Consider the following 25979-nt stretch of genomic DNA (forward strand, 5'->3'; position numbering starts at 1 on the left):
GTGGGTGTTTAATAATTCTATCCTTGCCTCCTGATCTACAGAGAGGAAGGATAGATCAAGAAAATAAGTGTGTTTTTTTGACTTTCTCATCAAAGGGCGGGTATCAGTTCAAGGGATGAGGTCATTATCCTGGTTCGCATCAACAGGCTTGCGTTTTCGATGAATTCTTTTGTGATTCGAAAGGGCTTTAGCATTCTGACCGACCCATCCGCATGGCCGTGGCTGGCGATCCTCCCCGATTACTGTCAGGTTACAGGTTTTTTGTCTGGTGTGGGTTCTTTTGTGATTCGACAGAGCTTTAGCATTCTGGCAGACCATTCCGCACGGCCTTGACGGGCCATCCTCGCTGACTAGTATTACGTCACAGGTTTTTTGCCCGGTGTGGTATTTGGTTTTGTGATACGACAGGGCTAGCTTATGCTTGTAGATCTTCCCGCACAGTCGCTGCTGGCCATCTTCCCCGGTAACGGTTGCACCACAGATTTGTTGCCTGGTGTGGGCGTATCTTTTGTGATTCGACAGGACTTGTGCATTCTGGCAGACCGTTCCGCATGGCCGAAGCTGGCCAAGTTCTCCGACGACTCTTACGCCACAGATTTTTTGCGTGGTGTGATATTGGGTTTTGTGGTTCGACAGGGCTTTAGCATTCTGGCAGACCATTCCGCATGGCCCAAGCTGACCATCCTCACCGACTAAAGTTAAGTCGCAGGTTTTTTGCCCGGTGTGGTATTTGCTTTTGTGAGAAATAAGTACTCTTTCATTCTTGAAGACCTTCCCGCATTGCCGCAGCTGGCCATCATCTCCCATCAGGATCACGTTGCAGGCTGCCTGTCCGACAGGGGGAGTTGTATCAGCTGTCTCTGAAACCATTGAGTTTGAGGCGACTCCGTTTACACTATTGGATGGGTCGGAAGATTGTCGGAATCGACAAACGTCGTCACAGGGATAGACAAAACAATTTAAACCCAAAGTATGGAGGGATTGTCCAGGGTCTTCATTACCGCCGCCAGTGTCAGAATACAGTAGGCCGCTGTAATAGCATGTAATATGAGTAGTGGCCTGTGAGGTATTCTGGCCCGGTGATTGTGATGACTGATATTGTGGTTGGTCCTGTTCAGTGCCAGGCATCATAGTGGTGATCGCAAACGGGGGATTTTGACCCGTCTCCTGTCCTTCAATTGGGTTAAACAGCGATGAGTCGGGGTTCCAATAGTTTTTTAAAAGCCAGCCGACAGTGATAACCGCTTCCAGAAGCAGCCATGAATAAGGGGTTGGGCACTGGGAGGTTTTTTTTATCCAGTAACTGTCAGGTTTGTGTCGTTTGTTATCAGTCTGTGAATCGGGTTCTGTATAGCCGTTTGTGTCGGCAATCTCAGACGGGTTGCCTGACAATGTTCGTCGGTCAAGCTTTATCAAAAAGTTCTGGTTTGAAAAATCTGCATTCCGTTCAAGCTCGATAACAAAGTGTTTTGTCAAGGGTTTAGCCTGGCAGATGGCAGACAACGTCAGTAACAGCAGTGCCAAAAAGAGTAAGTGTTTAATAGTTCTATCTTTGCCTTCTGGTTTACAGAGAGGAAGGATAGATCAAGAAAATAAGTGTGTTTTTTGTGTCTTCACTCATGAAAGGGCAGATGTCAGTCGCAGGGCTTGGGAAATCATCCCGGTTCACATCAAAAGGTCTTGCCCTTTCGATGTGCTCTTTTGTGATTCGACAGGATTTTTGCATTCTCGCAGACTGTCTCGCATTTAACAGATAGCTGCCAGGCTGTCGGTTATCAATATCCTTTCGTCCCATCGGGTTATGCCAGACCGGCAGGCGGTCTGGATCAAGCGGTTTATTCTGCCAGAGCCTCTTTCTGCAGGTTAATCAGGTCATTAATGCCTGCTTTAGCCAGAGCTAACATGGCTGTCATCTCGTTTTGACTGAACGGTGCTGCTTCAGCGGTACCCTGAATTTCAATGAAACCACCCTCTTCTGTCATGACAACGTTCATATCGGTTTCAGCGTTGGAGTCTTCCGGATAATCCAGATCAAGAACCGGGCTGCCTTTGTAAATACCTACAGAAACAGAAGCAATCAACTGAAGGAATGGATCATTCTTGATGATCTTTTTCCTTTGCATATGGCGGATCGCATCAACAAGAGCCACGCAGGCACCGGTAATAGAGGCTGTACGGGTACCACCGTCTGCCTGGATAACATCACAGTCGATGGTGATGGAATTCTCGCCCAGTTTTTTCAGGTCAACAGCAGCACGCAGTGAGCGGCCAATGAGACGCTGAATTTCCAGAGTGCGGCCACCCTGCTTGCCTCTGGCGGCTTCGCGGCCCATGCGATCTGTGGTTGATCGGGGCAGCATACCGTATTCGGCGGTCACCCAGCCTTGTCCGGAACCTTTCAGAAATCGGGGGACTGACCTGTCGACAGACGCTGTGCAGATCACTTTGGTGTTGCCAAACTCAACCAGCACTGATCCTTCAGCGTGCATGGTGTACTCACGAGTGATTTTGATGTTGCGTAACTGATCCGCAGTTCTTCCACTAGGACGCCGCATTGTCTTACCTTCTACCGCCGGGAATATTAAAAGCGGAATTATAACCAACGCCGACGTTGGGCTCTATGTTTGCCATAAAATAACCATTAATGGCCGGAAGTTGATCGAGGCTTGATACTGCTTGCTGTTGATGTATCCTGCAACACCGGACCACAAACTTTCGCTCTGAAAAAGATTGGGTGGTTCCCGTTCTGCTTCCTGATCCGAGTTGATCAGGATTCCGACATCTTCAAAGGCGGCACTCGGGGCGGTTGCTTTTCAGTGCAGTAATTTATGCTCAGCCGATGTGGCTGACGGTTCTTTTAACAGGGATACTTATGACTTCCAGTATGACGGCATTTGCCCGCACTCAGGTCCAGGAGGGCTGGGGCAGTCTGGTGTGGGAAATTCGTTCAGTCAATCATCGCTACCTGGAGCCTCATTTTCGTCTGCCAGAAGCTGTCAGGGAAGTAGAACCTGCATTGCGAGAAGCATTGAGAAAGCACCTGCACAGGGGTAAGGTCGAATGTTCATTAAAGCTGCAACTGGCAGAAGGTCAGCAGCAGATGAACGTCAATGAATCGGCCCTGGAAGCTCTGCAGTCAGTGGTCAACAAAGTTGAAACCTACTTCATCAATGCTTCCGGCGTAAATCCTCTGGAGGTCTTGCAATGGCCCGGCATTATGGACAATGAAGAGACCAATATGGCTCCGGTTCATGCGGCGGTTATCAAAGCCTTTGAAGAGGCTCTGATACAGCTGTCGGATTTCCGTCGCAGAGAAGGGGGCGAGTTGGAGAAGTTCATCCGTTTAAGGCTGCAAGGCGTGACCGAAGAAGTAGAGAGCGTGCGTTCTGTTCTCCCTGATTTGCTGGAGTCCCAAAGACAAAAAATCATGGATCGTCTGAAAGAAGCCAAGGCTGAACTGGACCCGGATCGACTGGAACAGGAATTAGTGTTTCTGGCTCAGAAAATGGACGTTGATGAAGAGCTGGATCGTTTGTCGACCCATGTTTCTGAAGTTAAACACACCCTGGGCAAGAAAGGAGCTATCGGGCGCCGACTTGACTTCCTGATGCAGGAACTCAACCGGGAAGCCAATACGCTGTCCTCAAAATCCATCAACGCAGGTCTGACACAAAGTGCCGTTAATCTTAAGGTGTTGATTGAGCAGATGCGGGAGCAGATTCAGAATATCGAGTGATTTGTTCTGGTATCAGTTTTGAACATCGTTAAGTGCTAACCATGGCGCCTCCTGCGTTCTGGCGACGGTGGAAGTGTCACTCAGACGACATCTTTTTAATTTTATCCATCGATATCGATTGCCAGTAAGGGCAGCCCGTGTATCGCCAGTTTTGAATGACGCCGTTGGAAGAAGTAGTAAACGACTGTCGACAAGTGCTCATCAGGTAGGCTGAGCCCCAGTTAGAGACCCAGCTATAAACTTTATTACCATTCTTCAGTTCCAGCATGGAACTGGGGGCTCCCCAGTTACTGATGGCTTCTTCTACGTGGTGGCCGTGCCAGGAATCCATGACCTCCTGAGTGGTGCTACAGCCTGTCAGAAGGAAGATGAATGGTAGTACATATTGCAAAGAATGGTTGCTGAACACTTTATTGCCCCTGCTTCGATCTTCAGGGTTGAATCGAAAAAAGTATAGAAGCGATCAGTACTGATCTTCCAGCAGCCGAAATTTGAACTGTCTATAGCCTGGTGAACTGGAGATGCATTCCAGCAGTTGACCTTTTCGGATTTTGTCTCCCTGAAGCAGAGTGAATTTCAGTCCACTTTTGAATGAGACCCTGGGCGTTATCAGGGTGGGCATATCATTCACGGCTGGCATGACCGGTAGAAGGAAAGCTCTCTGATAGTGACTGGTGTCCATGTTTTTTTTCAGAGGCGTAAGCGCACAGGGTTTTGTTGAGGCAGACAGAAGTTCCAAACCTATGAGCAGATCTTTTTGATTATTCACCTGAACCCAACGGACTGCGGCCAGTAACCAGTTTTTCTGGCCGGTTTCCCTGACGGCCAGAAGCTCCCCGGTTCGCAGTTGGCGTTCAAGATCACCACTGGTGCTCAGGCAGTAACCCCCTGCGCAGGTATTGATGATCGAGCAATCATAGACGGGATAGAGAGAGCCCTGATTGCCTGAGCGGGCAAATTGAATGGATGAAGTGCTCGTGGACATCTTTGTATCTTCATCCGTATGGGTGTCATGGGCTTCGGACCAGGCATCACTACTGTCATTGGAAGAGAAGCTACTCATACCGGATTGGTTATGGGCTATATGTCTGGAAACCATTTCATCAAACGACTGCTGGCCGTGCAGGAAATAATGAACAGCGCTGAAGCCAAAGCAGATTTCACAGCTGTCTGAGCTTGTCTGACGTTGGTGTTTTCGTTGCCCGGGAAGGCTCCATGCAGCTGCCAGATGATCAATGACCCGTTTTGTCAGAGCTCCGGGTTTTTCTTCCGAGACCGATTCGCTCAGCTTTTTGAGGTGCGCGGTCAGCAGCCTGGAATCCAGAGCCATAAGGTGATCATTTTTTTCTCCTTCCAATAGAGAGCTGTAGAGCAGCCCTTCATCGGAATCCAGATTGACCACAAAGTGCGACCGGCTGTTTTCAACCGGCTCGAGTTTGCTGTGCGGTGCCCAGAGACAGAGGGCCTTGAAAATCTGTCGGATTTCCTGAGGTCTCAGCTGGTTGGATCGGGAACGACTGAGTAGCAATGCACGCTTATACAGATCTGAAAGAGACAGTTTTCTGGCCTTGGTAGTGATGGCATCCTCTAGGCTGAAAGTGTCCAGATTTTGTGTGCGGGCAGTAAAGTACAGGGTGTGCATTTCCAGCCACACCCGCTCGGGAGCAGGTCGATAATACTCACAGGTAAAGAGCAGAATGGAGGCACTTTCAGTCAGTGAGCGATGCAATGCGGCGCCCAGAGGGCTGGAAGCATCCTCCTGGTTCTGGCTGCTGCGCACAATCACTTTGTAGACTCTCAGCAGTCTGAGCAGCAGTTTCAGACAATTATCGTATTCTACCTGCTGAGCATCGTTAAAAGTGATGATATCTTTCAGAACCTGATTCTGACTCTGATGAACCAGAAAATAAACGACGGGTCTGAATTGCTCAACCAGAGACCACTGAAGAGAAGGCTGTACTTTGAGGCGAGCCAGCTCTTCCAATGCCTGCCCTATTGATTTAAACGACAAAGATCTATCAATTTTAGGCAGCTCACTGAGCCATTGATGAACTCCGTGCACATCGGTCTGGCTGAACGATAAAGTGTTCAGGCTCTGAGACGGGAGCTGCAGCGGAATCCTTTCGTTCTGCGCGTCCATGAAATCATCCTGATTGTCTGCCTGTTAAAAATCCTTTAGGACCATTTCTTATATTAAGATCACGGGCTTAAAGAATCCAGCGTGACAGACAGGCTAATTAACCGGTATGGGGGTTTTGCTGGCTTCTCCTGCTACTTCTTTGACCAGCCTGGGGACCAGGTAACCCGGACATTTCTGCATCAGCTCGTTAACGAGCACTTTGGCTCTTTCTTCCGTTACGTCAAAGTGGGCGGCACCCTGAACCCGGTCCAGAAGATGCAGGTAATAGGGTAGAACTCCGGCATTGAACAGGGTGTGACTCAGATCGGCCAGTGATCCGGAGTCATCATTGATGCCTTTAAGCAGCACCGTCTGGTTCAATACTATTGCACCCGCTTGTCTCAGCTTTTGCAGCGCTCGTTCAACCTGTTCATCGATCTCATTGGCGTGGTTGCAGTGAATCACCATAACGGGTTTCAGCCTTCCGCTACAAAACCAATGAAGCATTTCTTTGGTGACTCTCTGGGGAATAACAATAGGCAGTCGGGTATGAATTCGAAGCGTTTTCACATGGGGTATATCGGACAGTGCCTCTACCATACGAGCAAGGCGACTATCCGTGGTAGCCAGTGGATCTCCGCCACTTAATATGACCTCATGAATACTGTTCTGAGTGCGAATGTATTCTATCGCCTGCATCCAGTTGTCTCCGCCCAGCCGGTTGTCCTCATAAGGGAAATGTCGCCGAAAGCAGAAGCGGCAGTTTATGGCACAGGCTCCGCTGATAATCAGAAGCAGTCTTCCCTGATATTTATGAATAATGCCCTCGGTCGGGTTCTGAGACTGTTCTGCCAGAGGGTCGAGACTGAACCCACTGACTTCCTCACACTCTTCACCCAGAGGCAGAACCTGTCTGAGCAGCGGATCGTACTGGTCACCCCGGGTCATCCGATCTATAAAAGGACGTGGAATCCGCATACGAAAAGACTTGTCGCTTTTGATGGCCCCCGGCAACAAAGTGTCTGGAAGATTCAGAATGTTGAGCAATACTTCAGGGTCGGTGACTGAATCAGCCAGCACTTTTTTCCAGTTGTCTGGTTGCTCTTCAGGAAGCATAAAACGGGTTGATAGCTTGTCAGTATGCACACCGTCCTCGTAACGGGTTATCATAGGGGTTTTCATTTTGCTGGTAGTGTCCGATGGCTAGTTATAGTACCAACGAATTTCGTTCAGGTCTCAAAGTGATGCTGGAAGGTGATCCCTGCGTCATCATTGAAAACGAGTTTGTAAAACCGGGTAAAGGTCAGGCCTTTAACCGCGTCAAGTTCCGCAACCTGATGAGCAACCGTGTCTGGGAGCGTACCTTCAAGTCTGGTGAAAGCATCGAAGCGGCAGACGTGATGGACTATGACATGGAGTACCTCTACACCGACGGTGAATTCTGGCACTTCATGATGACTGACGGTTCTTTCGAGCAGCACGCTGCCAGCAAGGAAGCCGTGGGGGATACTCTCGATTGGCTCAAGGAGCAGGAAGTATACTCCGTAACCCTTTACAACGGATCTCCTCTTTCTGTGAGCGCACCTAATTTCGTAGAGCTGGAAGTCATTGAAACCGATCCGGGCCTGAAAGGTGATACTGCCCAGGGCGGCTCCAAGCCAGCCAAGCTAAGTACTGGCGCTTCCGTGAAGGTGCCTTTGTTTATCACTGAAGGTGAAGTTCTGAAAATCGATACCCGAACTGGTGAGTATGTGGGTCGTGTGAAGTAATTGACCGTTACCTCCAGCCTTTGGCTGGAGGGCTTTAGCATCGTCCGCCGCTTTAATTGATTGCGTCCCTCTGAGGGCTAACATGTGACTCATTTGGCAAATGGAGTATGACTTACATGTCATCCGACAACTGGAAGCCCTCTGCCTCAATCTCGACACTGCAAGAAAGAGCCCGGCTGTTCGCCAGAATCCGGCAGTACTTCGACGAGCAGCAAGTGATGGAAGTGGATACGCCCATGCTTTCTGCCAGCGCAACTGTAGATCTTCATATCGATAGTTTTGTCACTAGCTTTTTACCTATCGGTGGAGGTAGTGAGCAAACTTGCTACCTGCATACATCACCCGAGTTTCCAATGAAAAGGCTTTTGGCTGCGGGAAGTGGTGATATTTATTCTCTGGGTCGAGTGTTTCGTAATGGAGAGGCAGGCGGGCGCCATAATCCTGAATTCACGATGCTTGAATATTACCGACTCGGAATGGATCCGCACCAGTTAATGGATGATATGACCTCACTCCTGTCTTCAGTGACAGCTTTTAAAGAGATAGAGAGAGTCAGTTATGGGGGCATTTTTCAGGAAAAACTGGGACTGAATCCTCATGGGGCAACAGATGAGGCGCTTTCTGATCTGGTTAAAAAGCATGTCGATGAGGCACTCTCAGGCCTGGAAAGAAATGATTGTCTTGATCTGTTGTTTTCAAAGAAGATTGAACCCGAGCTCGGTGTCGGTGAGGCCGGTGAGCTCAATGGCGTTTACGTCTACGACTACCCAGCCAGTATGGCTGCTCTGGCGAAGCTTCATACAAATGATCAAGGGGACCGGGTGGCAGCACGATTCGAGCTTTTTGTTAACGGTGTTGAACTGGCCAATGGTTACCACGAACTGACCCATGCTGAAGAGCAGCAGATGCGTTTCAAAACGGAGCAGGCTAATCGTAGAGAACTGCGCAGACCAGTTTACCCTTACGATCATCATCTTGTTGAAGGCTTGAGGTCAGGTATGCCCGATTGCGCTGGTGTCGCTATGGGGCTTGATCGCCTCCTGATGTTAATGCTGAACAAAAAGAAAATTGCAGATGTCGTTGCGTTCGATTTCTTCAGGGCCTGAGCAAACAGATCGTCAAGCCGGTTTTCAAGCGACATTTGTCGTTGGAATGATTGGGTGCCTGAATAGCACTATTGAGCATTAGGTATTAATCCTCTGTTGCCATAGTCGGTTTCAGACGTATAATTCATTCTACTTATCCGGCGCAATATTCCATTACTGGCAGACGGCATTGCAATCAATAAAATATTGGTTGACAGTCTGGTTTGGCGATGTAGAATGCGCCGCCGCTGAACAGGAAAAACAACACTGATTAATCATAAGTGTTTGTCAGTTTAGCGGGTTGGAAAGCCGCTTTGACTCCTTGGCAAAGACAAGGCTTGACAACAAAAACGGTCGCGGTAAGATAGCGGCCTTGCTGAACAGCGCTGACCGCTGAATCAGCCGGTTAAAACCTTCTTGTTTTAATCCAGTTCTTTAACAAATTATCAGACAATTCGTGTGGGCGCTTGTGCGAATGGCATCGGTCAACAGAGCTTTGCTCTGGAATGATTTAAATGCTGATCAAGCAAGCGAACATACTCGTTAATTCTAACATGTACGTTTGATTGCAAAGATTGAGCAGTCAGCATGTTCTTCGGGGCAGCTGACAAAACGATTTAAACTGAAGAGTTTGATCATGGCTCAGATTGAACGCTGGCGGCAGGCCTAACACATGCAAGTCGGGCGGTAACAGAACTAGCTTGCTAGTTGCTGACGAGCGGCGGACGGGTGCGTAACACGTAGGAATCTGCCCGGTAGTGGGGGATAGCCCGGAGAAATCCGGATTAATACCGCATACGTCCTACTCTTTTTCGGAAGAGGGGGGAAAGCAGGGGACTCTTCGGAACCTTGCGCTATCGGATGAGCCTGCGTCGGATTAGCTGGTTGGTGGGGTAAAGGCCTACCAAGGCGACGATCCGTAGCTGGTCTGAGAGGATGATCAGCCACACTGGGACTGAGACACGGCCCAGACTCCTACGGGAGGCAGCAGTGGGGAATATTGCACAATGGGCGCAAGCCTGATGCAGCCATGCCGCGTGTGTGAAGAAGGCCCTAGGGTTGTAAAGCACTTTCAGCGAGGAGGAAAGGGTGTAGGTTAATACCCTGCATCTGTGACGTTACTCGCAGAAGAAGCACCGGCTAACTCCGTGCCAGCAGCCGCGGTAATACGGAGGGTGCGAGCGTTAATCGGAATTACTGGGCGTAAAGCGTGCGTAGGCGGCTTGTTAAGTTGGATGTGAAAGCCCCGGGCTCAACCTGGGAACGGCACCCAAAACTGGCAAGCTAGAGTGCGGAAGAGGAGTGTGGAATTTCCTGTGTAGCGGTGAAATGCGTAGATATAGGAAGGAACACCAGTGGCGAAGGCGACACTCTGGTCTGACACTGACGCTGAGGTACGAAAGCGTGGGGAGCAAACAGGATTAGATACCCTGGTAGTCCACGCCGTAAACGATGTCTACTAGTCGTCGGGGATCTTGCATTTCTGGTGACGCAGCTAACGCGATAAGTAGACCGCCTGGGGAGTACGGCCGCAAGGTTAAAACTCAAATGAATTGACGGGGGCCCGCACAAGCGGTGGAGCATGTGGTTTAATTCGAAGCAACGCGAAGAACCTTACCTGGCCTTGACATCCTGCGAACCTTTTAGAGATAGAGGGGTGCCTTCGGGAACGCAGTGACAGGTGCTGCATGGCTGTCGTCAGCTCGTGTCGTGAGATGTTGGGTTAAGTCCCGCAACGAGCGCAACCCTTATCCTCAGTTACCAGCACTTCGGGTGGGCACTCTGGGGAGACTGCCGGTGACAAACCGGAGGAAGGTGGGGACGACGTCAAGTCATCATGGCCCTTACGGCCAGGGCTACACACGTGCTACAATGGTGCATACAGACGGTTGCCAAGCCGCGAGGTGGAGCTAATCTGAGAAAGTGCATCGTAGTCCGGATTGGAGTCTGCAACTCGACTCCATGAAGTCGGAATCGCTAGTAATCGTGAATCAGAATGTCACGGTGAATACGTTCCCGGGCCTTGTACACACCGCCCGTCACACCATGGGAGTGGGTTGCTCCAGAAGTAGCTAGCTTAACCTTCGGGAGAGCGGTTACCACGGAGTGATTCATGACTGGGGTGAAGTCGTAACAAGGTAGCCCTAGGGGAACCTGGGGCTGGATCACCTCCTTAAACGAAGACCGACCTTCCATAAGCGTTCACACGAATTGTTTGATTATCAGTTGTCAGTTGACGGTGGTCAGTTGGCAGTTGTTAGTTTTGTTCTTTAAAAAAGTGTGTTTAATGAATCGGTTGTTTTGGCGGTGCGCTGAACCAGCAGGATTGGGTCTGTAGCTCAGTTGGTTAGAGCGCACCCCTGATAAGGGTGAGGTCGGCAGTTCGAGTCTGCCCAGACCCACCAATCATGATTCGGAATATGGGGCTATAGCTCAGCTGGGAGAGCGCCTGCTTTGCACGCAGGAGGTCAGCGGTTCGATCCCGCTTAGCTCCACCATTAATCCGAACGACTCATTCATTAAGCGTATTTTGCTTCATTGTCCCCTTCTTTAATAGAAAGCGGACAATGCGATCTTTAACAATGTGGAATCCAAACTTAAATTAAGCTGAGTTGATTTAAAAGACTTTGGTCTTTTAATGAAATTCTTGCTGAGACACTCTCAAGTGTAGGGCGTATCAGTGGCCGGTTGTCAGTTGACAGTTGCCGGTTACTGAAGATCGTTAAAGGTAGTTATTGCCTATAACCATCAGTTGCCACGAATCGACTGACCACTGGTCACCGACAACTGACAACTGAGATCTCGAAGAGATCGTTTTGGGTTATATGGTCAAGTGACTAAGCGTACACGGTGGATGCCTTGGCAGTCAGAGGCGATGAAGGACGTGGTAATCTGCGAAAAGTCTTGGGGAGCCGATAAACAGGCGTTGATCCAGGAATGTCCGAATGGGGAAACCCACTCACACAAGTGAGTATCCTTTACCTGAATACATAGGGTTTAGGAGGCGAACCCGGGGAACTGAAACATCTAAGTACCCGGAGGAAAAGAAATCAACCGAGATTCCCCCAGTAGCGGCGAGCGAACGGGGAGTAGCCCTTAAGCAATTTTTGGTTTAGCGGAACACTCTGGAAAGTGTGGCCATAGTGGGTGATAGCCCCGTACGCGAAAAGCCAGTTATTGTGAAATCGAGTAGGACGGCACACGTGAAATGTTGTCTGAACCGTCTTTTCGGAGACAAGGGGGGACCATCCTCCAAGGCTAAATACTCCTGACTGACCGATAGTGAACCAGTACCGTGAGGGAAAGGCGAAAAGAACCCCGTTGAGGGGAGTGAAACAGAACCTGAAACCGTGTACGTACAAGCAGTGGGAGTCAGTGGTCAGTTGTCAGTTGTCAGTTGCCAGTAGGCAAGCGACAGCAGATGACTGATTACCAGGTCGTCAAGTTGGAAAATACGGGCAGATTTGCAGAGGTGTTGAAATTGACGCTGAACAAAACTGACCACCGACAACTGACAACTGGCCACTGATGACTGCGTACCTTTTGTATAATGGGTCAGCGACTTATTTTCTGTGGCAAGGTTAACCGTATAGGGAAGCCGTAGCGAAAGCGAGTCTTAACAGGGCGTCCAGTCGCAGTGAATAGACCCGAAACCGGGCGATCTATCCATGAGCAGGTTGAAGATCAGGTAACACTGATTGGAGGACCGAACCCACTGTCGTTGAAAAGCCAGGGGATGACTTGTGGATAGGAGTGAAAGGCTAATCAAGCCCGGAGATAGCTGGTTCTCCTCGAAAGCTATTTAGGTAGCGCCTCGTGTCTCACCATCGGGGGTAGAGCACTGTTTGGGCTAGGGGGCCATCCCGGCTTACCAACCCCATGCAAACTCCGAATACCGATGAGTGCAATCACGGGAGACACACGGCGGGTGCTAACGTCCGTCGTGGAAAGGGAAACAACCCAGACCGTCAGCTAAGGTCCCAAAGTAATAGTTAAGTGGGAAACGATGTGAGAAGGCCCAGACAGCCAGGAGGTTGGCTTAGAAGCAGCCACCCTTTAAAGAAAGCGTAATAGCTCACTGGTCGAGTCGGCTCGCGCGGAAGATGTAACGGGGCTCAAACTATTCACCGAAGCTACGGGGTTCAGTTGTCAGTTTACAGTTGTCAGTTGGCAGTATGAGAAGTAAGTATGCAGCGATTTGAAGATTTAGAAGTATTTCAACGGGCCTATAAGCTTTCTTTGAAAGTTCACAAGCTCTCGCTGGAATTTCCGAGAATTGAACAAATGCATGGACTTGCTGATCAGATGCGCAGAGCCAGTAAAGGAATCTGTGCAAATATTGCTGAAGGACATGGGAAACTGATCATCTCAAAAGCAGAGTTTCGAAGGTTCATATTGATGGCTATCGGATCATCTGACGAAATGAGAGTTTGGTTAAGGTACTGCCTTGATCTCAATTACATTGACGATCAGCAATGGCAAGACCTCAAAACCGAATACAATCAAGTCAGTAAGATGTTGGTTAGTTTGCACAAGAGTTTTAAATAACTCAGTTCAAACTGACAACCGACAACTGCAAACTGACAACTGAACCGGTAGAGGAGCGTTCTGTAAGCCGTTGAAGGTTCACCGGAAGGTGGGCTGGAGGTATCAGAAGTGCGAATGCTGACATGAGTAACGATAAAGGGAGTGAGAGGCTCCCTCGCCGGAAGACCAAGGGTTCCTGCGCAACGCTAATCGGCGCAGGGTGAGTCGGCCCCTAAGGTGAGGTCGAAAGACGTAATCGATGGGAAACAGGTTAATATTCCTGTACCCCTTTTGACTGCGATGGAGTGACGGAGAAGGCTAGGCCGGCAGGGCGATGGTTGTCCCTGTTTAAGGTCGTAGGCTGTGGACTCAGGCAAATCCGGGTTCACAAAGCCGAGAACTGATGACGAACCCACCAAGGTGGGGAAGTGGTTGATGCCAGGCTTCCAGGAAAACCTTCTAAGCATCAGGTCAAAAGGGACCGTACCCGAAACCGACACAGGTGGTCAGGTAGAGAATACCAAGGCGCTTGAGAGAACCTGGGTGAAGGAACTAGGCAAAATGGCACCGTAACTTCGGGAGAAGGTGCGCCGGCTTTGGTGATCGGGCTTGCCCCGTAAGCTGAGGCTGGTCGAAGATACCAGGTGGCTGCGACTGTTTATTAAAAACACAGCACTGTGCTAACACGTAAGTGGACGTATACGGTGTGACGCCTGCCCGGTGCCGGAAGGTTAATTGATGCTGTTATCGCAAGAGAAGCGGTTGATCGAAGCCCCGGTAAACGGCGGCCGTAACTATAACGGTCCTAAGGTAGCGAAATTCCTTGTCGGGTAAGTTCCGACCTGCACGAATGGCGTAACGATGGCCACGCTGTCTCCACCCAGGACTCAGTGAAATTGAAATCGCTGTTAAGATGCAGTGTATCCGCGGCTAGACGGAAAGACCCCGTGAACCTTTACTACAGCTTCACAGTGGATCTTGATGTTGCTTGTGTAGGATAGGTGGGAGGCTTTGAAGTGTGGACGCCAGTCTGCATGGAGCCAACCTTGAAATACCACCCTGGCAATATTGAGGTTCTAACCCAGGTCCTTTAGCAGGATCGGGGACATTGTGTGGTGGGTAGTTTGACTGGGGCGGTCTCCTCCCAAAGAGTAACGGAGGAGCACGAAGGTTGGCTAAGCACGGTCGGACATCGTGCGGTTAGTGTAATGGTACAAGCCAGCTTGACTGCGAGAGGTACATCTCGAGCAGGTACGAAAGTAGGTCATAGTGATCCGGTGGTTCTGAATGGAAGGGCCATCGCTCAACGGATAAAAGGTACTCCGGGGATAACAGGCTGATACCGCCCAAGAGTTCACATCGACGGCGGTGTTTGGCACCTCGATGTCGGCTCATCACATCCTGGGGCTGAAGCCGGTCCCAAGGGTATGGCTGTTCGCCATTTAAAGTGGTACGCGAGCTGGGTTTAGAACGTCGTGAGACAGTTCGGTCCCTATCTGCCGTGGACGTTGGAAGTTTGAGAAGAGCTGCTCCTAGTACGAGAGGACCGGAGTGGACGAACCACTGGTGTTCGGGTTGTGTCGCCAGACGCATTGCCCGGTAGCTAAGTTCGGACGGGATAACCGCTGAAAGCATCTAAGCGGGAAGCCCCCTTCAAGATGAGACTTCCCTGGCCGTAAGGCCCATAAGAGACGTTAAAGACTATGACGTTGATAGGCGGGGTGTGTAAGCGTTGTGAGGCGTTGAGCTAACCCGTACTAATGACTCGAGAGGCTTGACCATATAACGCCAAAGCGATTTGCGCAGCGAAGCTGCCAGCAAAAGCTGGAAGCTGGAAGCTTGAAGCCGTACACAGTGAACGAGAGTGTTGAGCAAGAATAGACACACAGCTTAAAAGATATTTGGATTCCAGAGCCTTGGTTTTCGAGAAACAGCTTCAAGCCTCCAGCTTAAAGCTTCCAGCTCGAGAGCCAACGGCTCGACCAGTTTTGCCTGGTGACCATAGAGTGTTGGAACCACCCGATCCCATCCCGAACTCGGAAGTGAAACGACACATCGCCGATGGTAGTGTGGGGCTTCCCCATGTGAGAGTAGGTCATCGCCAGGCATTGAATAAAGCAAAACCCCGGTTGAGAGATTGATCGGGGTTTTTGTTTAATCGTATCCCATTACTCTCAAAACTTTTTCCTTCTTTGGTGCATGTTCACACAAAATGCACCGATTCACTTCTTTCCCATCAACTATTTTCTTCAGGTACTTGCCATCCTGTAAATAGTTAACTTATTAAAAATCAAATTGTTAAGTGATAAATCAAAAGACAGGCATCTTTTTTGCTGTGCAGGACTCGACGAATAATAAAATTAGCGAGATGGAATTATATGGCTTATATCGAACCCGATCAGTTTGTCAAAAAAATGGTGGACTCCGGTGAGTCAAAGATCTTTATGTCAACCAAAGATACTTTTATTCGAGCCTTCATGGCAGGAGCTATTCTGGGACTGGCGGCTATCTTTGCCATTACAGTGACTATCAATACTGGCTCACCGCTGATCGGAGCTCTGTTGTTCCCGATTGGTTTTATCATGTTGTATCTCATGAAATTTGACTTGTTGACCGGCGTCTTCACCCTGGTTCCTCTGGCGTTAATTGATAAACGACCTGGTGTGGATATGCGAGGGCTTCTCAGGAATTGGGGTCTGGTATTTCTGGGGAATTTTGCCGGAGCACTGACTACTGCTTTCTTTGTGTCGTTTATTTTGACCTATGGCTACAGCATTGATGGTGGAGCCATAGCTGCGAAAGTCTCCGCCATTGGTGAGTCGAGAACATTGGGCTATCAGGAGCATGGTCTTGCAGGTTGGTTAACGATTTTTGTTCGGGGAATGCTCTGTAACTGGATGGTATCAATGGGGGTTGTCGGCGCCATGATCTCAACGTCTGCAGGTGCAAAGATGGTGGCCATGTGGATGCCTATTATGCTGTTTTTCTTCATGGGCTTCGAGCACTCTATTGTCAATATGTTCCTTTTTCCCTTCTCAATGATCATGGGTGGTGAGTTTACTGTGATGGATTACCTGATCTGGAATGAACTGCCTACCGCTCTGGGGAATTTGGTAGGAGGTTTCCTTTTGGTTGGCCTGCCACTTTATTTGACCCATGTAAGAACCAGCCCGGAGCGAGGACTGGCTTAACGTATCAGAGTGACTGCCTCTCTTACATAAAGAGGTAGTCACAAAAGTTGTCTTGAGAAAAAAGAAAAGAACGGAAGGAATTTTACGTGGTGGCTCAGGTTTATTGCCGGGGCTCTGTAACCGCAACGCTCTCAAGAAAATCCATGATAGTCTGAACATCCTCCAGTTCACCTTCTTCATTCCAGAGTACTGCGATGGAACCTGCCCGGAAGCTCACTCTGACAGCGGAAGCAGGTAATTTGGAGAGCTTTTCAGAGCCGACTCTAGTGTTTTCAGGCCAGCATCCATCGGCTTTTTCCAGAACGATAACGGGATCATTATCTTCAGTCAAAGACACAGTGGAATACTCAAGCCATGGGCTCTGCTCGATAATGGCAGATTCAGGTAAAAGATCTTTGTCTTTGATTTCCCGACAGGTAAAGCCAGACAAGATGGCTTTGTTTCTAAGCTTCATACGACGCCTGTCTGATTTGGAAGGCAGGAGCCACATGAAGTTACCAATAATAATCAGAGCAATGAGTGCGATGATCCAGATCATGTCATTATTCTACTGTAAGTACTCAACCATACGAAATCATATTTTCTGACTCATTGTTCAGGCACTCTGACTGCGTTGCAACCCTGGTCATATAGCTTGCTATGTTCCCGTCGTTGTGCCTTGCAGAGCACCTGCCCAATAAGCCAGAAATATTCGATTCCGTATGGCTGAGTACTTAATGCCTTAAGCAAATGTTTATGGACAAGGATAATACCATAAGGAATTAAAAGTAGTTACTGACCAGCAGCAGGACTGATTTGTACCTATGTTCAGTAAGTCCCACCTGTGTTCTGTATCACGGACAGAGGCGATTAAATCAGATTCAGGAGCTTGATAATAGATTGATGTCTCTACAATTACTCCAGCTGTGAGCCCTATCAGCGGATATGATTCATTATCCGGATTGAAGTAAAAAAAGTAAGGATACCGTTGAACTTTATAAAAAAATAATAATCTAAGGAATATGAAATTAAAAAAGGAGAAGAGAGATGATAGCCACTGGAGGAGCACCCAATAGCCATATTCTTGAGAATCACAGCCTGCTTGGTAGAAGCAATTCAGCTCAAGGACAACAGAACAGTGAGACACGGACCTGTTCCTGGGCTCAGCATAAAGTTAACAAATTGCATCTGAAATTAAGAGGACCAGATTCAGCATTAATGAAAGCAGCCAAACACAACGATACTAAGCTGATCAGCTATATCATTGACAGGCACCCGACCTCTTTACAACTTTGCTTGAAGCAAAAAAATCGAAATCCGGCCATTCAGGCGGCAGTTCATGGTAAAACGGAAGCACTCCAATTGTTAATTAACTATGGAGCATTACCGGATACAGTATTGGCGAGTGAAAGCTATGAAAAAGGAGAAGGTAACCTCCCCCGACTATTTGTTCGCAGTGGCAGGCACTCTAGTTATTCGCCTGCTGATTTCACATCAAAAATAATGAAGGTGTTACTGGAAAACAATGATACCAACGTTAATAGCGTCAATTGTATTCAAGATTTTACTGGAAGTATGTACATGACACCAACGGAATTAGTAAACAGCCAGGTAGGAGCCAAAAACAGAGGCGTAATCAGTGAATTACTGGCCAGCGATCCCAGAACCCGGGTAAATACAAAAATAGGATTTGAGTACTCAGGGCCTTTTAAATCTTCCTTTCATATTAAATTTCCTCCTGAGTTTTCATTTTATAAAAAAACGGGTGAAAGAAAGATCCCTGTTAGCCTTATCGGTCAGGCCATATTGTTAAATAACCCTCATTTAGCACTTACACTACTTGACCGTCCGGATCTGGATCCCGGTAAACCCGATGGAACAGTCGAAAACCTGCTGATTATTTTCTTTAATAAATTAGCAAAGGGCTTGTTTTATAATCTGGGAGATCCTCTGAGAAAAAAAATGATTGCATCCGAAGAATTTCGCAGGCAGATCCTGAACTGTGACTCATTGTTAGCCAAGAGACGATTCATCTTACTCTTATCTATGGATTTCAAAAGCAGGAATATCCAACACATCGAAGAACTTATTTGGCTTAATCGCGATGAATTAAACACGCGCATCAGACATGAACTCTCTCAATATGACATAAGAGAATCTGTCGAAAGAGAGGTTTAGTCTGATTATTGCTGTCATAAATGTCTTGCTTCAGGCACCTTCATAATAGGTCTAGAGTATGAGGAGGAGTTATTCAGCCTCATAAGCCTTTCGGTAATGACCCTCATAATCAAAGAGCTTATCAACGACCGACCAGTAGTGTTTCTCTTTTCTGGCAATCACGAAGTCTGGTTTGCGAAATTTCTTTTGTTGACTGATAACGGAGTCGACTGACTTTGCCCTGAAGGGCTCAGCACGATTAATCAGGGCATGTTTGCCAAAGTGATGATAAAAAGCACCTTGTTGGGCAGCGGTGTCCAGACGGAAATACTCGCTGACTTCAGCTCCGTCTTCATCGTAGTAGGTGATTTTGATTCTGGGGTGATTTCCTCCGGAGTCAGATTCCATCGTCATACCGGAGCAACGAAGCACCATACAGTCTTTCAGGTTAAGGGCATCTCGCAGTTTTTGATCCGGATCAACCAGTGTTTTTCTGCATTGATGACATTTTCTCGCGGCAATGTCGTTTTCTGCACCGCATTCTTGACACTCCTTGAAACGATAGCGGAAGTCGCATCGAACGATTTGACCTTCAAACGTTTCAACGCCCTGGCAACGGCGACCATAGTGCTCGATCAGATCACCGTCATCATCGACAATGCCCCAGAAGCTGTTCTCATGGCCACAGGCAGGGCAGGGAACTGTCACCGCAACGGATTGGGAGTCTGGCTTTGGACTACCTATTTCAGGGCTAAACAGATCATAGCGATTGCCGGCAAAATCTATAACCAGACAATCTTTCTTGCCTCCTGCCAGACGAAGCCCACGGCCCACAATCTGTTGATAAAGGCTGACAGATTCGGTGGGGCGAAGAATAGCGATCAGATCAACATGGGGGGCGTCGAAGCCGGTGGTTAAGACCGAGACGTTGACCAGATATTTGATCTTCTGAGCCTTGAAAGCCTGAATCAGGTTATCGCGTTCCTGAGTAGCCGTGTCACCAATGATCAAAGCGGATTCAGATTCTGGCAGATAGCCCATTATTTCCCGGGCATGGTCCACGGTAGAAGCGAAGATCATGATACCTTTTCTGTTTTCCGACGCTTTCAGAACCTGATTGATGATCTGTTGTGTCGCCCGCCCTTCGCCCTTGAGCAGCGTGTTCAGATCAGCTTCGCTGTAGCGACCAAAACGGTCCCTTGATAAAAGACTGAAGTCGTAAAAAACAACAGGAGCATCAATCAAGGTTGCCGGTGTCAGATAGTTGTTTTTGATCATGTACGACAACGGAAGTTCATAAATGCAGCTTTTGAAAAATCGCTTTTCTGCCGTTCGCAGGGTGCCTTTTTGGTTTCCGGGCAGGTAATGCTGATAAATCCAACCCATGCCAAGCCGGTAGGGCGTTGCCGTTAATCCCAGTATTTTCAGCTTTGGATTGAGCTTTTGAAGGTACTCAATAATCTTGTGATAACTGGAGGTTTTCTCCAGAGAAACCCGATGACACTCATCTATGACCAGCAACGTGAAGTCCTCGTCATTAAACTGATCCAGGTTTTTAACGACAGACTGAACACTGCCAAATACAACCTGCTCAGTAGCCTCTTTCTTGCCCAGCCCGGCACTGAATATGGAAGCTTTCAGCTCATAGCTTTCGTATTTGACATGATTCTGTTCAACCAGCTCTTTGACATGAGCCAGAACCAGGACCCGGCCACGGGCAATGCGTCCCAGCTCACTGATGACCAGGCTCTTGCCAGCACCTGTGGGCAGTACCACAAGGGCAGGGTCGTCACTGTTGCGAAAGTGCTGTATCACTCTGGAAACAGCGTCTTGTTGATAAGGGCGTAGCTGGAAAGTCATTGGCTGATTATATCGGTCCTTTGCTAAAGGCTGAACAGCAGGCCTCTTTTTTATCTGTGCACGTTTAATCAGATCTGCTGTTGTATAATTGCTCTTTCATTCTTATTTCAGGACAAAACAGAGTATGGCAAACGCTTTCGCGCGTCGATTCCAGTTGATAGTTGATCGTCTGGCAAAGGGAAACAAAAAGCAGTTTGCCGAAATGACAGGCAAATCCGCCTCTCACATCTATAAAATCTGTCGGGGTACAAGCCGCCCTTCCATGGCCTATCTGGAAAGTCTCTATGATGAGTTTCGGGTCGACCTGAACTGGTTGCTGACTGGCAATCAAAACGACAGTGGACAAATATCTGATACTAAAGAAAGTAAAGAAATTGTCTTCGCTCCTATGTTTGATGTAGAGGCCAGTGCAGGAATGGGTTCAGCTGTTCAGGGTGAAGAAGTCAGCGATTATTTTGCTTTCAATAAAACCTTTCTGAGCCGACAATTGGGCGTTTCCGGTGAAAGTCTGGCATTTGTCACCATCAGCGGTGACAGTATGCTGCCCACCTTTCAGGACGGAGATCAGGTGTTGGTGGATCTGTCCCGGAGATCAGTCCATAGTGAAGCTGTTTACCTTATTCAAACCGAAGATGGTTTGATGGCCAAGCGGGTAAAACAGGTGCAGCATGAACTGAAAATAACCAGTGATAACCCTGAATATCCCCGTTGGAATATGGATCTGAAAAAGGTGGAAGAGAATCCAGTTGTGGGCAAGGTCATCTGGTGTGCCAGGGCGGTCTGAGTAGCGCTTCAGAGGTACACTATTAATCTGTAAATTTTTTCGGCGCACAAAAAAAGGGTTACAATTTCTCGTAACCCTTTGATATATGGTGCCTAGGGGCGGAATCGAACCACCGACACGCGGATTTTCAATCCGCTGCTCTACCAACTGAGCTACCCAGGCCAGACTGCTTTTCGACTTAATAGCACCATCGTGAAGATCAATGGTGCCTAGGGGCGGAATCGAACCACCGACACGCGGATTTTCAATCCGCTGCTCTACCAACTGAGCTACCCAGGCGTTTCATGCAATCATGTGCGAGGCGTATTAAACGGATTTCACCCCTCTGAGTCAAGTCGGCTACAACGATTTTCGGTCTTTTGAACAAAAAAATTGGGTTGGATCAATAGATTAGAGATGTAACGCAGCAGACAGAGCTTGCTTTGTCATTGAAAAACGACATAGTCTGCCAATTCTTCCAGAGAGTCCAGTTCCGCTATTTCTTCAATCGGTGCCTGCCCTTTTTCTTCCTTGTAAGTCTGATAGGCCCGGGTATCTACAACAATGTCGCCATTTTCTTCCTGAAAGAGGACGGAGTGGTCGCTGATAGCAGAGAGGATCTGCTTCTTTTTGTTGTTAGAGATGGAAATGTCTTTGATGTTCATGGTAGAGGCTCCTAATCAGTTTACTTCTGCTCAGGCACAAAACCATCGGCGGTATCATAATCTTCACCGGCGAAAAACTTATCCATCTGTTCGGTCAGGTATTTGCGGGTTTCAGGGTCCAGCAAGTTGAGGTGTTTCTCGTTAATCAGGCGAGTCTGGTGGGCTTGCCATTCGCTCCAGGCTGTCTGGGAAACGTTCTCATAAACCCACTGGCCTTTGGGTCCGGGCAGAGGTGGTACAGCAAGACCTTCGGCTTCTTTTTTGAGTTTTACACAATGTACGGTACGGGCCATGGGTATCCTCATTTTCTTAATCAGTAACAGGTTGGAATGGTATAGCAAACTATCCGTCAGGACGAGCAGCTGACTTCCAGCTTTTTACCCCACTCAGGGGGCTTTTGAGCATAATGTTCCAGATCAGGGTGCTCATCATAGGGGGACTGCAACACTGTCATCAGTTGTTCAATCTCGACATAATCCCCTTGTTCTGCCTTCTCGATAGCAGCCTGGGCGAGATAGTTTCGCAGAATGTATTTGGGGTTAATTTGCTTCATACGTTGGTGGCGTAGCTGCTCTGGCTCGGAGTTTTGAGAAACTCTTTCATCATAGCGTTGCAGCCATTGTCCGAGCGGCTCAGATTCGCTGCATAAAGCAACGAATGCGGATACTCCCTGACCCACATGGTAATCAGACAAGGTTCGGAAAAACAGGGTGTAGTCCACATGTTGTTCATGGAGCAACTGCAGAAGATCCTTGATCAGATCTGAGTCTTTGGGGTCTTCTTCCAGGAGTCCCAGCTTTTCACTCATCAATGACAGATATCTGGCTGAGTATAGTGCAGGATAGGTGTCCAGTATTTTTTGCAGAGCGGATACATCGTCGAGCAGAGGCACCAGGGCCTGTGCCAGTCGGCCACAGTTCCAGTAACCGATATCAGGTTGCTGGCTGAAGGCGTAGCGACCGGAGTGATCAGAGTGGTTACAGATGAAGTGCCAGTTGAAATCATCCTGAAAGCCGAAAGGTCCGTAATCAAAAGTTTCGCCGAGGATACTCATGTTGTCGGTGTTCATCACCCCATGCGCAAAACCGTTAGCCTGCCAAAGGGCAATCATTTCAATGGTTTTGTCTACCACCGTTTTGAAAAATAAACTGTATTTGTCGTTTTTATCGGAACACTCGGGAAAGTAGTTCTCAATGGTAAATTCGCCCAGAGTTTCAAGGGCATCGTATTGTTTGCTGTAGTAGAAATACTCAAAGTGACCGAAACGGATATGAGTTTTTGCCATTCGCAGCAGGGTAGATCCGCGTTCCTCAGTTTCACGGTAAACCGGAGTGTCGCTGGTCACCACACATAGGGCGCGGGTGGTCGGGATGCCCAGGTGAAACAGAGCCTCAGAGGCCAGGTATTCTCGAATGCAGGAACGTAGAACGGCCCGACCATCTCCAAATCGGGAATAAGGCGTCATACCTGCCCCTTTCAAATGGAGATCCCAGCTTTCACCCAGGTTGTTGGTCACTTCTCCAAGAAGCAAGCCTCGTCCGTCACCCAGCTGTGGATTGTAGCTGCCAAACTGATGTCCGGAGTAGATCATTGCCAGAGGATCGGAACCTTTCAGAGTTTTTAAGCCTCCAGCCACCTGGGTCAACTGTTCTTTGCAGGTGTCACTCAGCTCAAGATCTAACAGATCAGCGGCTGGCTGACTGACGGCTACCAGCTTTGGATTATCCAGAGGCGTGGCCTGAAGACGGGTGTAGAACACGTCAGGCAGCTGGCCAAAGCGGTTGTTAAAGTTGAGCTGATCCAGGCTTGTTCTCATTCAGGATTTTCCATACATCAGAGGACGGAAATGCCACCACTCCCTTCGACGGCATTGCTACGTTCAAATAATACCTTAGTATTTTACTAGGAAATCGTCCTGTAGGGGAGAGCTGTTCAGAAATGCTTATATAAAAAACGTCGGCTCAAGAGACGAGACACCAGAAAGAGCAGGAAGCATTTGTTAGATGGCGGTCGGAACATAAAGTTTGAACTTTCTTCAAAAAAAGCAGTCTAAACATTATTAATCAAATTTTTTGTATTAACATGAAAACCACAATAAAAATTTTAATGATCTGCCTCTTGGTTGAGCTTATGTCATTGTCTTCAACTGCTAAGGCATATGAAAGGGTATCCTGTAACTCCAGAAGTATTCAGGACTGCGTATTTGATATTTCAAATTCTCTCGGTATTGAGAATTATGAAGTATGTCAGTTGGAAAGCCTTAATTTTGATAAAGGCTCTGTCACTAAAGACGCTTTCTATTCTTTAATATGCCCGTCGGATAGATTTTTTATAAAAGAGTCACGAAATAGCAATTATCAAGAAAATACACTTATCAATGACTACTTATCTACAAACTGCATATCTGAATTTTGCTCAATGTTAGTAAAACCAGTGAGAGAAGTTTCCCTTTTAAGTGATTCAATACCCTTTTATTACTCTGTCTTTCCTTATATTGAAGGAAAAACATTAAGTACAATAAAAGAAAAAATGTATTCAAATGGTTTAAATCAAAAAAAACTAAATATATTGTATAGAAAAATTGGAATGACTCTCGGTACTCTGCATAGCTCAGGGATAATCAATAAATATGTTGAAAACAATTTTATTTTATTGAAATCCCGCTTAGTGCATGGAGATTTGCATAGCTCAAATATAATCGTCAAATCTGATAATTCTGTGCTCTTTGTAGATACAGATGGTTTATACAAATCAGTAAAATCACCACAGCAGATAGTTATTGATATTAACACAGTGATACTTCAAGTTTTACCGGGGACGGTGTTATTACTTGATGACCCTGATTTATCTGATTGGATAAGTGCTTTTCCAGAGTTCGTTACTAATTTTGTAGATGGCTACTGTAGTTTATTTACTGAAATCCAATATAACGAGTGTGATTCAAAAATAAGAGTGCAAATGGTTTCGTTATTGAGAACTGTATATCAGTCACTTTTGACAAAGGATGATTCTGAATCAGAGGATGAATCAGAGGCTGTTGCTTACATAAATGCATACGTTCTGGAAAGTAGACTTGGAAAGTTGCTTTCGTCACATATTGAAAGCAAGCGTAAACTCTAGGCCAAAAAGAATTTTTTGGCCTAGGAGTCAGAATGAAGGCTGTATTATACGACTATGTTTTAGCTTTTTTTACCAGCTTCAACGATTGTCATTTAACAACACCTTCCTGACGCTGACTCATTTCCAGCATGAGCTGATCTTTCTCTACCCAGAGCTGATTGACCCATGCCTGAAAGTCATTTCGAAATTCAGCATCCTGCTGGTAGCTTCGACCTATGAATGATTCCGGGATCGTTTGTTGTTCAAAATGGATACTGACGCTTTTAATTCGACCACACAGGAAGTCCCAGAAGCCCAGCTGGTCTTTTTGATGATAAACAATGGTGATATTCAAAAGGGTTCTCACCTGCTCACCCAGTGCTCCGATCACGTAGCTGATACCGCCAGCGCGGGGGTTTAGTAAATGTTTGAAAGGTGACGACTGCTTTTGCTGTTTTGCTTTGCTAAAACGGGTGCCTTCAAGGTAATTGACAATGGATACCGGCATGGTTTTGAATTTTTCGCAGGCTTTGAGGGTATTTTCCAGATCTTTGCCACGTTTTTCCGGGTGCTTTTCAAGATAAGCTTTGCTGTAACGTTTCATAAACGGGAAGTCGAGAGCCCACCAACAGAGACCTATGACCGGAACGTAGATCAGCTCCTGTTTGAGAAAAAACTTCATCAAGGGGATTTTTCTGTTGAGCAGATGTTGCATCAGCAAAATATCAGCCCAGCTTTGATGGTTGGCAGTGACCAGATAATAGCCATTGGGGTTCAGATCTTTCAGGCCGCTGATATTCAGACGGGTTCCTGATAGCGCTCTGATCCAGAGAGAGTTGATGCTGATCCACAGCTCCGCCACAGAGTGGGCTATGCGTCCCATAAGGCGACGAAAGCTTTTTAGAGGGACGACGAGTTTTAAGAGAGAAAAACAGAGCAGCGGCAGGCTGAGAAAAAGGGTGTTGATGATCAAAAGGGAGACAGATAAACACCCTGTGACGTATTCTTTAAATCTACGGATCATGTTGG

18 protein-coding genes, 4 tRNA genes and 3 rRNA genes are annotated in these 25979 nt (G+C 47.7%); 12 read left to right on the forward strand and 13 right to left on the reverse strand.

The genetic code is table 11. The features are described 5' to 3' along the window. Positions 1–108: 108 nt before the first annotated feature. Together ACO6VG_RS06675 and rph are read right to left on the reverse strand one after the other, a co-directional pair. On the reverse strand, positions 109–1524 hold the full coding sequence (locus ACO6VG_RS06675; protein WP_422136204.1) for a hypothetical protein: 1416 nt from the start codon (positions 1522–1524) through the stop codon (positions 109–111). Between the two features lie 311 nt (positions 1525–1835). Then, the gene (gene rph / locus ACO6VG_RS06680; RefSeq protein ID WP_422136205.1) at positions 1836–2555 is read right to left on the reverse strand and encodes a ribonuclease PH; all 720 of its coding nucleotides are present in this window, start codon (positions 2553–2555) and stop codon (positions 1836–1838) included. Positions 2556–2872: 317 nt separating this feature from the next. Between rph and ACO6VG_RS06685 the strand changes: the two genes are divergently transcribed. Continuing rightward, positions 2873–3736 (forward strand): YicC/YloC family endoribonuclease, encoded by an 864-nt coding sequence (locus ACO6VG_RS06685; protein WP_422136206.1) that lies wholly within the window; start codon positions 2873–2875, stop codon positions 3734–3736. A gap of 76 nt (positions 3737–3812) precedes the next feature. Here ACO6VG_RS06685 and ACO6VG_RS06690 read toward each other — a convergent pair whose 3' ends face one another. The 3 genes from ACO6VG_RS06690 to epmB all read right to left on the reverse strand — a co-directional run bounded on the left by ACO6VG_RS06690 (position 3813) and on the right by epmB (position 7025). Beyond that, on the reverse strand, positions 3813–4067 hold the full coding sequence (locus ACO6VG_RS06690) for a hypothetical protein (protein ID WP_422139468.1): 255 nt from the start codon (positions 4065–4067) through the stop codon (positions 3813–3815). Between the two features lie 132 nt (positions 4068–4199). Beyond that, on the reverse strand, positions 4200–5876 hold the full coding sequence (locus tag ACO6VG_RS06695; RefSeq protein WP_422473232.1) for a hypothetical protein: 1677 nt from the start codon (positions 5874–5876) through the stop codon (positions 4200–4202). Between the two features lie 93 nt (positions 5877–5969). Beyond that, positions 5970–7025: an EF-P beta-lysylation protein EpmB gene (gene epmB, locus ACO6VG_RS06700; RefSeq protein ID WP_422139469.1), complete on the reverse strand. Its 1056-nt coding sequence runs from the start codon at positions 7023–7025 to the stop codon at positions 5970–5972. A 29-nt stretch (positions 7026–7054) separates the two neighbouring features. Between epmB and efp the strand changes: the two genes are divergently transcribed. The 8 genes from efp (at position 7055) to ACO6VG_RS06740 (ending at position 16427) form a co-directional block, all read left to right on the forward strand. Beyond that, entirely contained in the window at positions 7055–7624 is a 570-nt protein-coding gene (gene efp, locus ACO6VG_RS06705) for an elongation factor P (protein WP_252177617.1), read from the forward strand. Positions 7625–7731: 107 nt separating this feature from the next. Beyond that, a complete protein-coding gene (gene epmA / locus ACO6VG_RS06710; protein WP_422139470.1) occupies positions 7732–8730 on the forward strand; it encodes an EF-P lysine aminoacylase EpmA in 999 nt (332 codons plus the stop codon). A gap of 598 nt (positions 8731–9328) precedes the next feature. Next, a 16S ribosomal RNA gene (locus ACO6VG_RS06715) occupies positions 9329–10885 on the forward strand. A 152-nt stretch (positions 10886–11037) separates the two neighbouring features. Next, positions 11038–11114 (forward strand) — tRNA-Ile (locus tag ACO6VG_RS06720). A gap of 17 nt (positions 11115–11131) precedes the next feature. Continuing rightward, positions 11132–11207 (forward strand) — tRNA-Ala (locus tag ACO6VG_RS06725). Between the two features lie 329 nt (positions 11208–11536). Then, positions 11537–15018, forward strand: a 23S ribosomal RNA gene (locus ACO6VG_RS06730). Positions 15019–15227: 209 nt separating this feature from the next. Next, positions 15228–15343: ribosomal RNA gene (gene rrf / locus ACO6VG_RS06735) — 5S ribosomal RNA — on the forward strand. Together the 16S, 23S and 5S rRNA genes with 2 tRNA genes alongside form the textbook arrangement of a ribosomal RNA operon. A gap of 271 nt (positions 15344–15614) precedes the next feature. Next, positions 15615–16427 carry a formate/nitrite transporter family protein gene (locus ACO6VG_RS06740; RefSeq protein ID WP_317144287.1) on the forward strand — a complete coding sequence of 271 codons (813 nt, stop codon included), beginning with the start codon at positions 15615–15617 and terminating at the stop codon, positions 16425–16427. A 100-nt stretch (positions 16428–16527) separates the two neighbouring features. Here ACO6VG_RS06740 and ACO6VG_RS06745 read toward each other — a convergent pair whose 3' ends face one another. Then, on the reverse strand, positions 16528–16965 hold the full coding sequence (locus ACO6VG_RS06745) for a hypothetical protein (protein ID WP_422136216.1): 438 nt from the start codon (positions 16963–16965) through the stop codon (positions 16528–16530). 488 nt (positions 16966–17453) lie between these two features. On the opposite strand from ACO6VG_RS06745, the gene ACO6VG_RS06750 reads away from it, so the two are divergent. Continuing rightward, positions 17454–18584, forward strand: coding sequence for a hypothetical protein (locus ACO6VG_RS06750; RefSeq protein ID WP_422473234.1), 1131 nt, complete (start codon positions 17454–17456; stop codon positions 18582–18584). Positions 18585–18653: 69 nt separating this feature from the next. Here ACO6VG_RS06750 and ACO6VG_RS06755 read toward each other — a convergent pair whose 3' ends face one another. Then, positions 18654–20423 (reverse strand): DEAD/DEAH box helicase, encoded by a 1770-nt coding sequence (locus ACO6VG_RS06755; RefSeq protein WP_422140061.1) that lies wholly within the window; start codon positions 20421–20423, stop codon positions 18654–18656. A gap of 124 nt (positions 20424–20547) precedes the next feature. Here ACO6VG_RS06755 and ACO6VG_RS06760 point away from each other — a divergent pair, with 124 nt between their 5' ends. Next, positions 20548–21207, forward strand: coding sequence for an XRE family transcriptional regulator (locus tag ACO6VG_RS06760; RefSeq protein WP_422136219.1), 660 nt, complete (start codon positions 20548–20550; stop codon positions 21205–21207). A gap of 86 nt (positions 21208–21293) precedes the next feature. Here ACO6VG_RS06760 and ACO6VG_RS06765 read toward each other — a convergent pair. The 5 genes from ACO6VG_RS06765 to ACO6VG_RS06785 all read right to left on the reverse strand — a co-directional run bounded on the left by ACO6VG_RS06765 (position 21294) and on the right by ACO6VG_RS06785 (position 23667). Beyond that, positions 21294–21369 (reverse strand) — tRNA-Phe (locus ACO6VG_RS06765). A 41-nt stretch (positions 21370–21410) separates the two neighbouring features. Next, positions 21411–21486 (reverse strand) — tRNA-Phe (locus ACO6VG_RS06770). 146 nt (positions 21487–21632) lie between these two features. Beyond that, on the reverse strand, positions 21633–21851 hold the full coding sequence (locus tag ACO6VG_RS06775) for a hypothetical protein (RefSeq protein WP_422136220.1): 219 nt from the start codon (positions 21849–21851) through the stop codon (positions 21633–21635). Positions 21852–21871: 20 nt separating this feature from the next. After that, a complete protein-coding gene (locus ACO6VG_RS06780) occupies positions 21872–22144 on the reverse strand; it encodes an oxidative damage protection protein (protein WP_422136221.1) in 273 nt (90 codons plus the stop codon). A 56-nt stretch (positions 22145–22200) separates the two neighbouring features. Continuing rightward, positions 22201–23667 (reverse strand): protein adenylyltransferase SelO, encoded by a 1467-nt coding sequence (locus ACO6VG_RS06785; protein ID WP_422473236.1) that lies wholly within the window; start codon positions 23665–23667, stop codon positions 22201–22203. A gap of 266 nt (positions 23668–23933) precedes the next feature. Here ACO6VG_RS06785 and ACO6VG_RS06790 point away from each other — a divergent pair, with 266 nt between their 5' ends. Continuing rightward, positions 23934–24971, forward strand: coding sequence for a hypothetical protein (locus tag ACO6VG_RS06790; RefSeq protein WP_422473238.1), 1038 nt, complete (start codon positions 23934–23936; stop codon positions 24969–24971). 88 nt (positions 24972–25059) lie between these two features. On the opposite strand, the gene ACO6VG_RS06795 is transcribed toward ACO6VG_RS06790, so the two are convergent. After that, entirely contained in the window at positions 25060–25974 is a 915-nt protein-coding gene (locus tag ACO6VG_RS06795) for an acyltransferase (protein ID WP_422136224.1), read from the reverse strand. Between the last annotated feature and the right edge of the window lie 5 nt (positions 25975–25979).

The sequence above is a fragment of the Endozoicomonas sp. ALB032 genome (assembly GCF_049310125.1).
GTDB lineage: Bacteria > Pseudomonadota > Gammaproteobacteria > Pseudomonadales > Endozoicomonadaceae > Endozoicomonas_A.